The sequence below is a fragment of the Marinicella pacifica genome (assembly GCF_014636635.1).
GTDB lineage: Bacteria > Pseudomonadota > Gammaproteobacteria > Xanthomonadales > Marinicellaceae > Marinicella > Marinicella pacifica.
Genome location: NZ_BMEO01000017.1, coordinates 1 through 13,754 on the forward strand (window position 1 = coordinate 1; position 13,754 = coordinate 13,754).

Here is a 13,754-nt window from a genome sequence, read left to right on the forward strand (position 1 = left end):
TTAATATACCGCATTTTGCTATGAGTAACTTCTTGTTTTTCAACTATTTTCTAAATGCACCACGGGTTAAGTTACTCATAGTATTGGTAATTTTAAAGTTTTGAGACTTATTAATATACCGCATTTTGCTATGAGTAACTTCTTGTTTTTCAACTATTTTCTAAATGCACCACGGGTATTACTATATTATTATCACATAGCCATATATTTACAAGTCGTCCCCGGTAGCGACAAGGCATGCCTTGTCGTTTTCCCAATACGGAACAGATATAAATAATCTGCCGTAGACTGAGCCCGTCGAAGTCGCTGTTTAAAACCTGTTTTAAGGAACAAGCAAAAGCATTATTAATATCAAATTCTGTTTGTGGTAATCTTAGTGTTTAACCCCATTCAATGATATTAATTCAGAGTAACCATGGCAAAAACCGGCAACAAACGACTTAAAACCATTTACCAAATGCTCAGCAACGACGACGATGCCCGGGCTTGTTTGCAAATCCCTGAAAACGCTTGTCGTGCGCAACCCGTGAATTATCTACTATTCTTACTGGCGGTGGGTTGCTCACAGATCAGTGACAAACTGGCCAGCACCAAACTGGTTTTACCGTGGTTATTTTCAACAGCGGGTATCCCGAGTTTTTTCAGCGGTTTATTGGTGCCCATCCGCGAATCGGGCTCCATGCTACCTCAGCTGTATATTGGCGCCTGGGTGCGTCAATTTCCACGGCGTAAATGGTTTTTGGTGACCAGCACCCTGGCTCAGGCACTGTGTTTATTGAGTATCATTCCGGTGGCGCTGTGGATGCAGGGATCTGCCGCCGGCTGGACAGTCATCGGCATTATCTCTCTATTCAGTCTGGCACGTAGTTTTTCATCGGTGGCTTCTAAAGACGTACTCGGTAAAACCGTGGATAAACAAAAACGCGGCCAGGTCAGTGGTTATGCCGCGACCATTGCGGGTATCACCGGCATCGTTGTCGGTCTGAGCCTGGCCTGGGGTTTGACCATGGACACGGTTCATATCTTATGGTTATTGGTGGCCGCCGCAGGCACATTCAGTCTATCCGCCCTACTTTATGGCATGATTAATGAGTACAAAGGCGCCACTGATGGCGCCCGCAGTGGCCGGTATGCCTTTAAACAGGCCATTGATCTCATGAAAAACGACGCCCCTTTTCGTCATTTTGTCATCACCCGCGCCCTGATGCTGAGTTCCGCCCTGGCCACGCCTTATATCGTTATGCTGGCCGAACAAAGTCATTCAAGCTGGTTTGGTCTGGGTATTTTCCTCGCGCTTTCAGGGCTGGCCAGTGCCCTCAGCAGTGTTTTCTGGGGGAACCAGTCAGATCATAACAGCCGTGGCGTACTCACCTACACCGCCGTGATAACCACATTCATTTGCTTGTCGGCCGCCGGGATTAACTGGCTGCCCGAGTCAAGCCATGCTTATCTCTACGGATTTTTGTTTTTTGCCTTGTCTGTCACCCATCAAGGCGTGCGCCTGGCCCGTAAAACCTATGTGGTGGATTTGGCCGAAGGCAACCAACGCACCACTTATGTCACGGTCAGCAACACCATTATGGGGGTTTTGTTATTGGTCGTCGGGATTATCAGCGCCTTACTATCGCAACTGTCAATAACAGTGGCTCTGCTGTTTTTTGCCGCCATCAGTTTACTGGCGGCGGTGATGTCTCGGACCATGAAAAAAGTTTAAGGCTTTGGTTTAAACCGATAATGTCCTGATATGTGATAAGCGAACAGAATATCTTCTAATTGCGGTCCGGCACCGATATTATGCACAATCAAGGGCCGTGTTGAGCTGGCAGACCGCTGATCCGTTACGATACCGATATGCGGCAAGTTACCCGGCAACATCCAAGTAACCAAATCACCCGGTAGATAATCATCTGCTGTTTGAGAAATCGGCAACGATTCGCCATGCCGTGTCAAAAAGGTCTGCAAATTCGGCACCCGGCGGTGGTCAATATTGCGATCTGTACCTGTTAAACCCCAAATATGTTTCGAGGGATAGGCACTAAAATGAGCTTTCATATCCTCATGCACCAGAACCTGCAAATCCACCCCCAAAGCCCGGTAACTGCGAATCACCACATCGGTACACACCCCGATATCCGCCGGTACATCACCACCGGGATAATCAATCGACCTATAAGCACCATCATAACGCACCGAATGATTGGTTCGCTCAATGGCTGCCTGTACCAGATTTACATAAAAAGTCTCTGCGATAACTGCAGAGGGAATTAATATTAAGAGTAAACAGATAAATTGATATTTAGATGTGCCGCACATGAATTTATCAGTTGAATCCTTTTTTTGTTTTGGACAATATAATCTCAAAGTCATTTTCTTTTTTTGTTGATTTTGTTCCGTTAAATTAATCAAAAAAAAAACTTACAAGCCTTGCGCTTGGTATTGTTCCAGCGCTTGCATGGCTTCTATTCCATAAACCACCGAAGGTCCACCACCCATTAAAATTGCCACCGAAACGGTCTCAGCAATTTCTGCCTCATTGGCACCCGCTTGCATGGCGTCATGCACATGAAAAGCAATACAACCATCGCAACGAACCGTAATGGCAATGCCCAGAGCAATCAACTCCTTGGTTTTTGAGTCCAGTGCACCTGATTGTATACTGGCCTCATGCAAAGCACCGAAGCCGGCCATCACTTTGGGCATCTTGGTGCCCAGTTTTTCCATCCAGTTATTCAGTTCTCTATATTGTCCGGGAAAATCTTTCATAAAAGCCTCGTTGAACGCTGTTGAGTCAATTTATTATAAATGATTTAACCTGTTTGCATTAAATAAAGCATTCATTCCCTCAATAAATTCCCGCTTGCCACCAAAAGACGGATGACGAATACGCTGAATGGCATGATTTGGAAACGCTTTTTGCGCCGCTAACTGGCCCTTACGGCCAATGCCGGCAATGGTTGTCGGCTGAAAAATATCGGCCAATTGTTGAAGATAACGACTGCCCTGTTGAATCTCTTTTGCGGTGGGTGCCCGGTTGGTTTTAGGTCGGCGAACTTGATAGGGATGAAACGGAAAGGCATTCCAAAATAAAGGCGTTTGTTGCTTTTCTGTCAGATATTCCCATACCATGGTGGCGGTATTTTCTGATTCCCGGCTGCTTAATATTAATTTTGACTTTAACTCAGCCAATAAGGGATGATTAAATCGGGTAAAGACGTCACCACAACTAAACGGAATCCCGGTCAAGCGACCGCCCTTAAAGCCCAAAGCCTCACCCACCAACAAAACCGGCTGATCACAATGCTGTTTAATTTCTACAAGGTAATGATAAAGATTGTTGGTTAAATCAGGATTACGGTAGGGATTGTATGTTTGTGGTCGACTACCACGACGGGCAAGACCATCAACGAAATTTTTGATACTAATCATTTATTTAAGACCTTTTTATGACACTTAAAACAGTATAAACCAAAACAACCTTGCCGTCGAAGGACGGCATTCGGTGTCTTTCGCAAGTAGCCAGAACACCTTATAAAAAGTTGCATCATCATTTTACTTCACTGATATTGTATATTGTGATAATATACAATAATGCTTGATTGGTCAAAAGTAATTGGTTTTGAATGGGATGCTGGCAATGCACGTAAAAGCATTGATAAGCATGGTGTCAATCAACATGAAGCAGAGCAGGTTTTTTTCAATCAGCCCTTGCTTATTCTGCCGGATAGCAAGCACAGTCAAGATGAAGCTCGATATCATGCGTTGGGTAAAACCGACCTGATTAGATATTTACATGTTACGTTTACATTACGTTCAAACAATCGGCTAATTCGTGTTATTTCAGCACGGGATATGCACCGTAAAGAGAAAATGATTTATGAAAAAGCTTAAAAAAATACCTCGATTTAAAACGGAAGCTGAAGAGCGTGCCTTCTGGGAACAGCATGATTCCAGTGATTATGTGGATTGGAGCCAGGCGGAGTCTTCCACACTGCCGAATTTGAAACCTTCCACAAAAACCATTTCTATTAGGTTACCGGAAGGTTTATTGCACAGCCTTAAAGTCGAAGCCAATAAACGTGATATGCCTTACCAGTCCTTGATTAAAGTGTTGTTAGCTGAAGATATTAAAGAAATTCGAAAACCTTGATAAGGTTTATCTTTATCCAAGTATCAGCGGATTAAGCTGCCAGACAGTGTAATTAAGAATACCCGCAAAGCTCACCCACAACAAATAAGGTACCAGCAAAACCCCTGCCAGTGCTTTAACCCGCCAGAATGCCACCAGGGTGGCAATAATCAACAGCCATAATACAATCAAATCGATCAACGCGTAAGCACCGAGATGCCAAGCGAAAAACAGCCAGCTCCATAAAGCATTGACCACCAGTTGCACCAAAAATAATGATAAGGATGTTTTATTCTTGCGGCAACCACCCTCTCGCCATACCAACCAGGCGGCCACGCCCATCAATGCGAATAGAGTGGTCCATACCGGGCCAAACACCCAGCCGGGCGGAGCCCATGATGGCTGCGTCAATTCACCATAAAACGATTGCGCCTGAATAGATGCCACAGCACCAACCGCAGACGCGGCAAAACTGATCAGTAACCAGCCAATCAGGCCAAAAAATTGTTTCTGCTTTGAAAATATTGTCATAAATCACCTTAACGCTTTGATTGATTTATTGTAACGGGTCTTACCTTCTAAAAACCGTGAAAATCAGGGCAAAATAGTTGATTGCAGAAACAATTTTACAAAATCAGATAAGCACTTAACTATTCAACTTTTGTTAATTTATTGTAGCCGCAGGGCTTGTCCCTGCCATGCCCCGCATCAGTGTTTAACCGGTAGCCATCATGTCATGAAACTTTTAGATCATGATTTATTTCCTCAGTCTGATTTATTCCATTTCTCTTCTCTGCCCTCTGTATCACTGTGGTTATCTTTTATATATGACCCAAAGACTGTCAAATCGTTTAAATGTTATTAATGACGGATTGGAATCATATAATTTATTCATGTTATAGTGGTACGCTTAATTGTCTCGGGAGTGTATTTTGGAAACAGGTACCATGATTTCGTTGGCCGGCTACTTTATTGTCATGCTGGGAATTGGACTTTACGCCTTTAAAAAATCCACCAGCGACCTGTCCGGTTACATGCTCGGCGGCAGAAACTTACATCCGGCAGTGGTGGCGTTATCCGCCGGCGCGTCTGATATGAGTGGCTGGATTATGATGGGTCTGCCCGGTGCCATGTTTGTCAGTGGCTTCAGCAGTACCTGGATTGCTGTGGGCCTGGTGGCCGGGGCCTGGCTTAATTATTTTCTGGTGGCGCCCAGATTGCGTGTTTATACGGAAAAAGCCGACGATTCCATTACCATTCCCGATTATTTTGCCAACCGTTTTGCTGATAACCGGAATATTCTGCGGGTCATCTCCGCGGTGGTGATTATTATCTTTTTCACCATTTACACCTCCTCAGGTGTGGTGGCCGGCGGCAAATTATTCGAGAGTTCTTTTGGCTTAAGCTACGAAACCGGCATGTATGTCACCACCGGTGTGGTGGTTTTATATACCCTGTTCGGTGGTTTTCTGGCCGTCAGCCTGACTGACTTTGTTCAGGGGTGTATTATGTTCCTGGCATTAATTGTGGTGCCCTTGGTGACTTATTCGTTATTGGATCAACCAATGCCTGCCACGCTGACCGAAATTAGCCCGGATATGTTGAGCTGGCTTGGAGCCGGTTCTGTACTGGGTATTATTTCAGCACTGGCCTGGGGCTTGGGCTATTTTGGCCAACCCCATATTATTGTTCGCTTTATGTCGATTCGCCGTGTGCAGGACATGCCGACGGCACGGTGTATTGGTATGAGCTGGATGATTGTCGCAGCCTTGGGCGCGGTGGCCACAGGTATCTGTGGTGCAGCATATGCCTATGAAAAAGGTATCGCTGTAGAAGACCCTGAAACCATCTTCTTAATCCTCTCACAAGTGCTGTTTCATCCCTTAGTGGCCGGCTTTTTACTGGCCGCCATATTAGCCGCCATTATGAGCACCATTTCATCACAGCTTCTGGTCAGTTCAAGTTCGCTGACCGAAGATTTTTATAAGACCTTTGTACGTCGGGAGGCCGGAAATAAGGAACTGGTTTTTGTCGGTCGCTTAAGCGTTATTGCGGTGGCTTTATGCGCCATCTATCTGGCCTATGATCGCGACAGTAGTATTTTGGATTTAGTCAGCAATGCCTGGGCCGGTTTTGGCGCGGCTTTTGGACCGTTGATTATTTTGAGTCTTTACTGGAAACGCATGAACCTGGCCGGTGCCATTGCCGGTATGGTAGTCGGTGCAGCCACGGTTTTATTTTGGATTTATGCACCTGTAACAATTAATGGTTCAAGTCTGAGCTCAATTATTTATGAAATTGTCCCCGGGTTTATGATGGCTTGTGTCGCCATTGTGGTGGTGAGTCTGATAACCCGGCATCCTGATCAAGAAATCAGCGATCTCTATGATGAAGTCGAGCAGTCTTTCTAGTCACTGTTAAGCGATGGGTTTAGACTTTGCCGGGTTTACCGGCGTCTAAGCCCACCAACAGTTTTAAGAACCCAACCACAAGTAACATGATTAACGGTACAGACCAGTCACCGCTGAGATCAAATAAGCTACCGAATAAAACCGGACCAATGGCTGCCACGGTATAGCCAATGGATTGCGCCATACCGGATAATTCGGTGGCCTGCTCCGTGTCTCGCGAACGTAATACAATCAGCAACAAAGCCAAACCAAAGGTGCCACCCAAAACCATTCCGATCAAAGAAACCCAAATCGCCACCGGACCCAGGTTCGGAAATAATAAACCGATCATGCCAATGCTTTCTACGGTGATAAGGATAACAATAATTAACCGCTGATCCCGGGTTTTACCGGCCAGGTATGGCACCAATAATGAGCCGAAAATCCCCATGGCCTGTGATAAAGACAGCATCCAGCCTGAAAATTCAGGATCATAATCACGGCTTAATAAAATGGCCGGCAACCAGGCCAGAATGACATAAAAAGTCAACGATTGCAGTCCCATAAATAAAGCCACTTCCCAGGCCTTTAAGGATTGACCCATGTGCTTCATGGCCGCTATAAAGCGACGTTTAGTGACTGATTTTCTTAACCTGAAATATTGTGGCAACCAGATAAATAAAGCCAGCAAAGACAACAGCCCCCAGACACTGAGTGATCCGCGCCAGCCTAAACTAAAGTCATGCGCCAGCGGCACACTTATTCCGGCCCCTAAAGCAGCACCCACCGCCATCATGGCCGAATACAAACTAGTCACCAGACCCGATTTTTGAGAAAAGTTCCGCTTGGTTAAACTCGGTAACAGCACATTGCCTAAAGCAATTGCCATACCCAACATTAAGGTCCCGATATAAAGTGCCGGAATCCAGTCCATCGAACGGATGCCAATACCGGCCGTCAGCACTAGCATGGCCCCCAGTAAAGTCCCGCCAATGCCAAACCGACGGGTAAATAAAGGCGATAAAATCGATATCACACCAAAACACAACAAGGGCAAGGTGGTCAATAAACCCAGCATAAAATTAGACAAACCCGTGGCCATGCGAATATCTTCAATCAACGGTCCCACAGAAGCCAATGCCGGCCGCAGGTTAATGGCAATAGCGAGAATCCCGATGATCAATAACAATTGACCGGGTTTAAAGAATTTTTCTGCTTGTTTAAGAAACATTTTTATTTTTGCTATTATTTAACTCGCTCCCATGCGCCAACGTCGGAACGAGTTAAAGCATCAGCCTTTATGCAATAGGCATTTGAACATTATTCACTTCGCACCGCCTGACTCACATCATAAATACCCTCAATGGCGGTTAAATTAATCTGGCCTGAGTGTTGTAATAATTCATTAACACCATAATGGAGTATAATAGCGCGAATCATTCGGTTGGTGACCACGATTTGGGATCTTTCCGAATCACCTGAAGCGCTTATTGCTGTCGGTTTATTATGATAGCCAATTTTGCCTACAATTCGACAACGATCATTATCAACCGGCCAGATAATGACACTGATTGAATCTTTTTTGCCGGTGGTTTTCCAACGAAATTCATGGTCATCAACCAAAATCTTACGACTGCCTTTTTTACTAATCGCCATGCTGTAATAAATCCATTATAGATTAACCTGAGATATGGGTTGGCACTGAGTCACTTTCAAATCAATACAGCCAGCCGGTTCGAAACGACACGCCGACCAGCACAAAAAGAATTGAAAACAGTGTCACCGGTATAATATGCCAGGCCATATCGATTAAATTATCCGTTGATAGTTTTGGAATAACCCGCAATCGTGCATCCAAAGCGAAACCAACGGTTAAAACCAATAAGGTTAATTTGGCCATAATCCCATGAGCAATGGGATTGGACAGATTAAACCACTGTCCGACATCAGGTAATAAACGATACGCCAGCCACACACCGGAAATGACTTGCACAATCAAAGCCGGCATGCCAATTTTTTCATACATCGATTCAAAGTGGAGCAATTGACTAGGCGAACGTTCTTTAAGTACCTTGGGCAAAATACCCAATGCCAAGATAATGTGACCACCGGTCCAGATGGTGGCCGCCAGAATATGTAAAAATAAGACAGCGCCGCACATAAACTTTACCGAAAAATAACAGGTCATATTCTAATATGAGAGACAATAGATTGCTTTAATTTTCATGTTTTCAAACAATCACAGATTAACTGCTTATTGGCCAGCCATTCTACTTTTACTGTACGGTCTGTTGATGTCCGGCCAAGTCAAAGCCTGGGAATTTTATGACAACAAAAAAGATGATATTTATGTATGGGGCGGTACCTACACCCATTTTAGCAACAGCGAAAGTTACCGGGGCGCTTCCTGGTTGCTTGGGGCAGAAGTTGTCAAACCCAATGACCATGTCTATGGCCTGGCGCTGTTTAATAACTCTTTTGACCAGTTTTCGCAGTATTTCTTTTACGGCAAAGTGTTTCGGTATAAGGATACCAACTTTCACGGCAAAATCACCGGTGGTTTGATTCACGGTTATAAAGGCGAACATCGGGACAATCTATATTTTAATGAACAACTGGGCGTGGCGCCGGTGATTGTGCCCGGTATCGGATATCAGAAGAACCGCTGGGGTATCGACCTCTATTTATTGGCCACACAAAGATTGCTACTCGGGGTGGGTTATCAATTCTAAGCCCAATGCGTTCAGTCGTTATAGATTAAAGCATACGCTTGCTTGGCAATTTCCAGTTCTTCTTTGGTGGGAATGACCAACACTTTAACTGCCGAAGTGCCGCTACTGATTTCCTGAACACCCTCGGATTTCTGTTGATTTTTATCCTGATCCAATTCAATACCGTAATAATCCATATCCGTACATACGGAAGCGCGCATCAGTTGGGAGTTTTCACCGATGCCGGCGGTGAACACAATGGCATCGAGGCCATTCATGGCGGCGGTGTAAGCACCGATGTATTTTTTAATGCGGTAAGCGCTCAACTCGATGGCCAGCTGACAATCCCGGTTACCCTGCCCAACCTGTGCCTCAATATCGCGCAAATCCCGGTAACCGGTCAGTCCCAGCAAACCGCTTTGTTTATTAACCAGATTGTTCACCTCATCAAGTGTGTAACCCAGCTTATCCACCAGATGGAAAATAATACCCGGATCCAAATCACCGCTACGCGACCCCATAATCAGACCGGTGCTGGGGGTAAATCCCATACTGTGGTCGATACTCTGCCCATCTTTCACCGCGGTCATGCTGCAACCATTGCCTAAATGCAGAGTAATGATTTTTGATTGTTTTAAACCTAAATATTGAATCGCTTGTTGTGACACGTATTGATGGCTGACACCATGAAAACCATACACCTGAATACCGTGTTCTGTATAGAGTTTTTTGGGCAGGGCGTATTGGTTGGCCACCTCCGGAATACTCTGATGAAAAGCGGTATCAAACACCGCCACCTGTTGTGCACCAGGAAATAACTGCTCAGCCACCACAATACCGGCATAATTGGGCAGATTGTGCAGCGGTGCTAAATCGGCAAAGGCCTGTATTTCCTGCTTCACCCGATCATTGATTAAAGTCGTTTCAGCAAATAAACTGCCACCTTGTACCACCCGGTGACCCACCACAGCGATTTCAGACTTATCCTGAATCACACCAACTTTGGGATCCAACAACAATTCAGCAATCTTTTGTAAGCCTTGTTGATGGTTGTTAAGTGCCAGGGTTTCTTTAATCTGTGCTGCCTGCGTTTTATATTCAAGCTGGCTGTTATTAACACCAATGCGATCGGCCATGCCCTTGCAGAGCAACGTTTCCTCCGGCAATTGCAGTAACTGAAATTTAATCGACGAACTGCCGGAATTAATGACTAAGATTTTCATGATTGGGCGCCGTCTTCCTGGGCCTGAATGGCGGTGACCACCACTGTGTTAAACACATCATCCACGGTACAGCCCCGACTTAAATCATTCACCGGTTTTTTTAAACCCTGTAAAATCGGGCCAATGGCCAGGGCTTTGGTTTCCCTCTGTACCGCTTTATAGGTGTTATTACCGGTGTTTAAATCCGGGAAAATAAAGACATTCGCCTGCCCGGCAATCTCAGATTCAGGCATTTTTAATTTCCCGACTTTAATATCCACCGCCGCATCATACTGAATCGGCCCCATCACTTTTAAATCCGGCCGTTGTTGTTTAACGATTTCGGTGGCCTGGCGCACCCGCTCGACATCCTCACCCACGCCTGAAGCGCCGGAAGAATAGGATAACATGGCCACTTTCGGCTCGATATCAAAGGCTTTGGCGGTGGTAGCCGACGACATGGCAATTTCGGCCAGTTCTTCCGCTGTGGGATTCGGGTTAATGGCACAATCGCCATACACCGATACCCGGTCTTCTAACAGCATAAAAAACACTGAAGACACCAGCTTGGTGTCGGGTTTGGTCTTAATAAACTGAAAGGCCGGTAAAATGGTGTTCTGGGTGGTGTGAGCAGCGCCGGACACCATGCCGTCGGCATGGCCTTTATACACCATCATGGTGCCGAAATAGGACACCCCTTCCATCCGATCTTTGGCGATGGCCTGGTTCATGTTTTTGTGTTTTCTGAGCTGATATAAGGTTTCGGCATAATCCTCAAACCGATCCGATTGTCGGGGATTAATCACATCCACCGTGTTTAAATCCAATGCAATGTCATGCATCGCCAGTTGTTTCTCAATCTGATCGCGATCACCCAATAACGTTAACTGAACCACATCCAGTTCAATCAGCCGTTTGGCCGCCATTAAAATGCGTGCATCGGTGCCTTCGGGCAGCACAATGTGTTTTTTAACCCTCTGGGCTTTTTTCAGTAGGTTATACTGAAACATTCTGGGTGTGATGCCTTTACTCTGAAAGGTAATTAAACGATGTAATAATTCATCGGTCTGAACATACTGTTCAAAATCATTAATCGAGGCAAGGATTTTATCGGTATTTTCGGCGTAGATTTGCGACTTAATGGCACCAATCCGATTGGCCGTTGAAAATGTACCCGTTTGTACAGAAATAATCGGCACCACTTCAGAAAGACCCTCTATCAGTTTAATAATGGACTCATCCGGCACCAAACCGCCGGTCAACACGATACCCGCCACCGGTGGATAGTTGGCTGATACATTCGCCTGGAGCACGCCTAAAATCACGCCCGCACGGTCACCGGGCGTAATCACCAATTCTTGCTCTTTAATCAAGGGCAAATAATTACGCAGTTGCATGGCGCCGACACTAAAATGACCGGCCTGATTATTCAAATAATCGTGTCCAAATAAAACATCCGCATCCAAGCGGTTGACAATTTCTTTAATGGACGGATTGGCCAACACCGGATTCAATGGAATGGCACTGACCATCACCGATTCGGGTAATTGTTCTTTAAGCGCATTGATAATCGCCGTTTGCGCTTCCGTCGCCACCTTATTCACAATCGCTGCTAAAATCGGCACACTTTTTTCCTGAAAAGAGTCATAAGCCATGTGAATATGATCAGCAATTTGTGCCTCAGTTTTATCCTGACCATGGCTGATAATAATCACCGGTACGCCTAAATTCTTTGCGATTAAGACATTGATATCAAATTCATTAATCGAATCTGAAGCAGAAAAACTGGTGCCCTCCACCAGAATAAAATCAAACCGTTCTTCCAGCGCTTTGTATTTTTCAATAATGTCCCGGATCACCGCATCCTTGTTATCGTTATTCAACTGCCGAATCACTTCACTGCGATGAAATGCATACGCCTCTTCAGGTTTGAGCGCTAAATTAAAATGGTGTATGACCGTGTTGATGTGGTTATCCACTTTCTCAGGCGGCAAATCATCGATAATGGGCCGAAAATAGCCCACCTTAGCCACCTTCGCCAATAGCAACTGCATTAAACCTAAAGAGGCAATGGATTTACCGCTGTTGGCTTCCGTGGTGGCAATATAAACGGCTTTGTTACCTGTTTTACTTGTCATATAGCACTCATTTAATTAAATCCGATGCTCTATTGTAACTAATTTGGAACAGCGATTAAGCCGAATTTAATCACCTTGCTGGCAGAACGCCTGGTAGGCTTCCTCAGTAATATCAAAACCATGTTCTTCAGCCAATTCCCAGGGCCGCTCACATTGCACCGTTCGCGGACACCAGCTGTAACCGGCGGAAGCCATACAGCCATGTGCATCACGATCACTGCCGGGCATCACTTCCCCATCACCTGATAATTCTTGCGAACAGGCACTGATAAAAACAAAAGATAAAAGCAAAAGTAGCGTGGTTGCATGTATAGATTTATTATTTACGATATTTCCCCCACTTCATGGCAATACCATAGGCAAGTGTCGAAACCAATACACCCCAGAAAGTTAACCGTAAAACCTGAGACCAAAATTCCAATGTGCCTATTTGAAACTGTAGGTTTTCCATAAAGCCCAGTGTTTTACCACGAGACTGCATGACATCAGTCAATTCTTTGTGAGACATTTGATCCATCATTTCCGATTCAATCTCAGGCATAAAAACAACACTTTGCGTGGTGTAAACAGTCAACAAACCAAACACAATGATAAACAGAATTGATGCGCTGATAAGAAAGACGATAAAACGATTCATTTTTTAAGTTCAATTAGATTTTAGTTATTATGGCATGGGATGTCTTATGTAAAAAAGCAATCACCCCCTTTTACACCAGTCATTCGGTTTCTTGCGACAATGTGCAACAGCAAGTATTTGGATACCACCATTGAGCTCTCTATAAACGCCACAAACTCATCAATGGTTCGCGTGGAGTGGCCAATAGTGCAGAAAAGGCAGGACATTATCATTAAGCCACTGTTGTTTTAACTTTGCTGCTCAAATTACGCTAAAACAGGTGTGATTTGCTTATCTATTTCAGTGCCCACTTCTCGTCGTGCTAATTCCAATTCGTATTGTTGCTGTAAATTCATCCAAAATTCAGCACTGGTTTTAAAATACTTGGATAAGCGCAAAGCAGTATCCGCTGTTATACCTCGTTTTTCACGGACAATTTCATTAATTCGTGCTGCTGTTACACCCAAGGATTTGGATAATGCATTGGCTGATAAAGCAAGTGGCTCCATAAACTCTTCGCGTAATATTTCGCCCGGATGAACCGGGGGTAATAATTGTGTCATTTTATCTC

At 44.9% G+C, this 13,754-nt stretch carries 17 protein-coding genes; 5 read left to right on the top strand and 12 right to left on the bottom strand.

The genetic code is table 11. The annotated features are described in order from the left end of the window. Nucleotides 1-415 precede the first annotated feature (415 nt). Nucleotides 416-1,714 (top strand): MFS transporter, encoded by a 1,299-nt coding sequence (locus tag IEV16_RS12445; RefSeq protein ID WP_188366049.1) that lies wholly within the window; start codon nt 416-418, stop codon nt 1,712-1,714. Here IEV16_RS12445 and IEV16_RS12450 read toward each other — a convergent pair. The 3 genes from IEV16_RS12450 to IEV16_RS12460 form a co-directional block, all read right to left on the bottom strand. Next, the gene (locus IEV16_RS12450; RefSeq protein ID WP_188366050.1) at nt 1,711-2,313 is read right to left on the bottom strand and encodes a DUF1287 domain-containing protein; all 603 of its coding nucleotides are present in this window, start codon (nt 2,311-2,313) and stop codon (nt 1,711-1,713) included. The two genes, IEV16_RS12445 and IEV16_RS12450, sit on opposite strands and share 4 nt — an antisense overlap. A gap of 102 nt (nt 2,314-2,415) precedes the next feature. Beyond that, the gene (locus tag IEV16_RS12455; protein ID WP_229728351.1) at nt 2,416-2,763 is read right to left on the bottom strand and encodes a carboxymuconolactone decarboxylase family protein; all 348 of its coding nucleotides are present in this window, start codon (nt 2,761-2,763) and stop codon (nt 2,416-2,418) included. Between the two features lie 33 nt (nt 2,764-2,796). Then, nucleotides 2,797-3,426 (bottom strand): uracil-DNA glycosylase, encoded by a 630-nt coding sequence (locus IEV16_RS12460; protein ID WP_188366051.1) that lies wholly within the window; start codon nt 3,424-3,426, stop codon nt 2,797-2,799. Nucleotides 3,427-3,588: 162 nt separating this feature from the next. Here IEV16_RS12460 and IEV16_RS12465 point away from each other — a divergent pair, with 162 nt between their 5' ends. Both IEV16_RS12465 and IEV16_RS12470 read left to right on the top strand, forming a co-directional pair. Then, nucleotides 3,589-3,888 (top strand): BrnT family toxin, encoded by a 300-nt coding sequence (locus tag IEV16_RS12465; RefSeq protein WP_188366052.1) that lies wholly within the window; start codon nt 3,589-3,591, stop codon nt 3,886-3,888. Further along, nucleotides 3,875-4,147 carry a BrnA antitoxin family protein gene (locus IEV16_RS12470; RefSeq protein ID WP_188366053.1) on the top strand — a complete coding sequence of 91 codons (273 nt, stop codon included), beginning with the start codon at nt 3,875-3,877 and terminating at the stop codon, nt 4,145-4,147. The genes IEV16_RS12465 and IEV16_RS12470 overlap by 14 nt, the downstream gene beginning before the upstream one ends. A 12-nt stretch (nt 4,148-4,159) precedes the next feature. Here IEV16_RS12470 and IEV16_RS12475 read toward each other — a convergent pair whose 3' ends face one another. Beyond that, the gene (locus IEV16_RS12475; protein ID WP_188366054.1) at nt 4,160-4,657 is read right to left on the bottom strand and encodes a TspO/MBR family protein; all 498 of its coding nucleotides are present in this window, start codon (nt 4,655-4,657) and stop codon (nt 4,160-4,162) included. 401 nt (nt 4,658-5,058) lie between these two features. On the opposite strand from IEV16_RS12475, the gene putP reads away from it, so the two are divergent. Beyond that, on the top strand, nt 5,059-6,537 hold the full coding sequence (gene putP, locus IEV16_RS12480) for a sodium/proline symporter PutP (protein ID WP_371869801.1): 1,479 nt from the start codon (nt 5,059-5,061) through the stop codon (nt 6,535-6,537). Between the two features lie 19 nt (nt 6,538-6,556). Here the strand turns inward: putP and IEV16_RS12485 are convergent, their stop codons facing one another. The 3 genes from IEV16_RS12485 to IEV16_RS12495 all read right to left on the bottom strand — a co-directional run bounded on the left by IEV16_RS12485 (nt 6,557) and on the right by IEV16_RS12495 (nt 8,677). Continuing rightward, nucleotides 6,557-7,747, bottom strand: a complete 1,191-nt coding sequence (locus IEV16_RS12485; protein WP_188366055.1) for a CynX/NimT family MFS transporter — start codon at nt 7,745-7,747, stop codon at nt 6,557-6,559. Between the two features lie 89 nt (nt 7,748-7,836). Further along, entirely contained in the window at nt 7,837-8,172 is a 336-nt protein-coding gene (locus IEV16_RS12490; RefSeq protein WP_188366056.1) for a hypothetical protein, read from the bottom strand. Between the two features lie 61 nt (nt 8,173-8,233). Then, nucleotides 8,234-8,677 (bottom strand): CopD family protein, encoded by a 444-nt coding sequence (locus tag IEV16_RS12495; protein ID WP_188366057.1) that lies wholly within the window; start codon nt 8,675-8,677, stop codon nt 8,234-8,236. Nucleotides 8,678-8,810: 133 nt separating this feature from the next. On the opposite strand from IEV16_RS12495, the gene IEV16_RS12500 reads away from it, so the two are divergent. Continuing rightward, the gene (locus tag IEV16_RS12500; protein WP_188366058.1) at nt 8,811-9,248 is read left to right on the top strand and encodes a hypothetical protein; all 438 of its coding nucleotides are present in this window, start codon (nt 8,811-8,813) and stop codon (nt 9,246-9,248) included. An 11-nt stretch (nt 9,249-9,259) separates the two neighbouring features. Here the strand turns inward: IEV16_RS12500 and IEV16_RS12505 are convergent, their stop codons facing one another. From IEV16_RS12505 to IEV16_RS12525, 5 genes are all read right to left on the bottom strand, one after another. Then, entirely contained in the window at nt 9,260-10,450 is a 1,191-nt protein-coding gene (locus IEV16_RS12505; protein WP_188366059.1) for an acetate/propionate family kinase, read from the bottom strand. Next, a complete protein-coding gene (pta, locus tag IEV16_RS12510; protein ID WP_188366060.1) occupies nt 10,447-12,567 on the bottom strand; it encodes a phosphate acetyltransferase in 2,121 nt (706 codons plus the stop codon). The genes IEV16_RS12505 and pta overlap by 4 nt, the downstream gene beginning before the upstream one ends. A 66-nt stretch (nt 12,568-12,633) precedes the next feature. After that, the gene (locus IEV16_RS12515; RefSeq protein WP_229728352.1) at nt 12,634-12,858 is read right to left on the bottom strand and encodes a hypothetical protein; all 225 of its coding nucleotides are present in this window, start codon (nt 12,856-12,858) and stop codon (nt 12,634-12,636) included. A gap of 28 nt (nt 12,859-12,886) precedes the next feature. After that, nucleotides 12,887-13,204, bottom strand: coding sequence for a hypothetical protein (locus tag IEV16_RS12520; protein ID WP_188366061.1), 318 nt, complete (start codon nt 13,202-13,204; stop codon nt 12,887-12,889). 245 nt (nt 13,205-13,449) lie between these two features. Beyond that, nucleotides 13,450-13,746: a HigA family addiction module antitoxin gene (locus IEV16_RS12525; RefSeq protein ID WP_188366062.1), complete on the bottom strand. Its 297-nt coding sequence runs from the start codon at nt 13,744-13,746 to the stop codon at nt 13,450-13,452. Between the last annotated feature and the right edge of the window lie 8 nt (nt 13,747-13,754).

Bases quoted from the DNA above. Each gene is read 5' to 3' on its own strand.
- IEV16_RS12445 (WP_188366049.1), top strand. From the start codon at position 416: ATGGCAAAAACCGGCAACAAACGACTTAAAACCATTTACCAAATGCTC.
- IEV16_RS12450 (WP_188366050.1), bottom strand. From the start codon at position 2,313: ATGTGCGGCACATCTAAATATCAATTTATCTGTTTACTCTTAATATTA.
- IEV16_RS12455 (WP_229728351.1), bottom strand. From the start codon at position 2,763: ATGAAAGATTTTCCCGGACAATATAGAGAACTGAATAACTGGATGGAA.
- IEV16_RS12460 (WP_188366051.1), bottom strand. From the start codon at position 3,426: ATGATTAGTATCAAAAATTTCGTTGATGGTCTTGCCCGTCGTGGTAGT.
- IEV16_RS12465 (WP_188366052.1), top strand. From the start codon at position 3,589: ATGCTTGATTGGTCAAAAGTAATTGGTTTTGAATGGGATGCTGGCAAT.
- IEV16_RS12470 (WP_188366053.1), top strand. From the start codon at position 3,875: ATGAAAAAGCTTAAAAAAATACCTCGATTTAAAACGGAAGCTGAAGAG.
- IEV16_RS12475 (WP_188366054.1), bottom strand. From the start codon at position 4,657: ATGACAATATTTTCAAAGCAGAAACAATTTTTTGGCCTGATTGGCTGG.
- IEV16_RS12485 (WP_188366055.1), bottom strand. From the start codon at position 7,747: ATGTTTCTTAAACAAGCAGAAAAATTCTTTAAACCCGGTCAATTGTTA.
- IEV16_RS12490 (WP_188366056.1), bottom strand. From the start codon at position 8,172: ATGGCGATTAGTAAAAAAGGCAGTCGTAAGATTTTGGTTGATGACCAT.
- IEV16_RS12495 (WP_188366057.1), bottom strand. From the start codon at position 8,677: ATGTGCGGCGCTGTCTTATTTTTACATATTCTGGCGGCCACCATCTGG.
- IEV16_RS12500 (WP_188366058.1), top strand. From the start codon at position 8,811: ATGTCCGGCCAAGTCAAAGCCTGGGAATTTTATGACAACAAAAAAGAT.
- IEV16_RS12505 (WP_188366059.1), bottom strand. From the start codon at position 10,450: ATGAAAATCTTAGTCATTAATTCCGGCAGTTCGTCGATTAAATTTCAG.
- pta (WP_188366060.1), bottom strand. From the start codon at position 12,567: ATGACAAGTAAAACAGGTAACAAAGCCGTTTATATTGCCACCACGGAA.
- IEV16_RS12520 (WP_188366061.1), bottom strand. From the start codon at position 13,204: ATGAATCGTTTTATCGTCTTTCTTATCAGCGCATCAATTCTGTTTATC.
- IEV16_RS12525 (WP_188366062.1), bottom strand. From the start codon at position 13,746: ATGACACAATTATTACCCCCGGTTCATCCGGGCGAAATATTACGCGAA.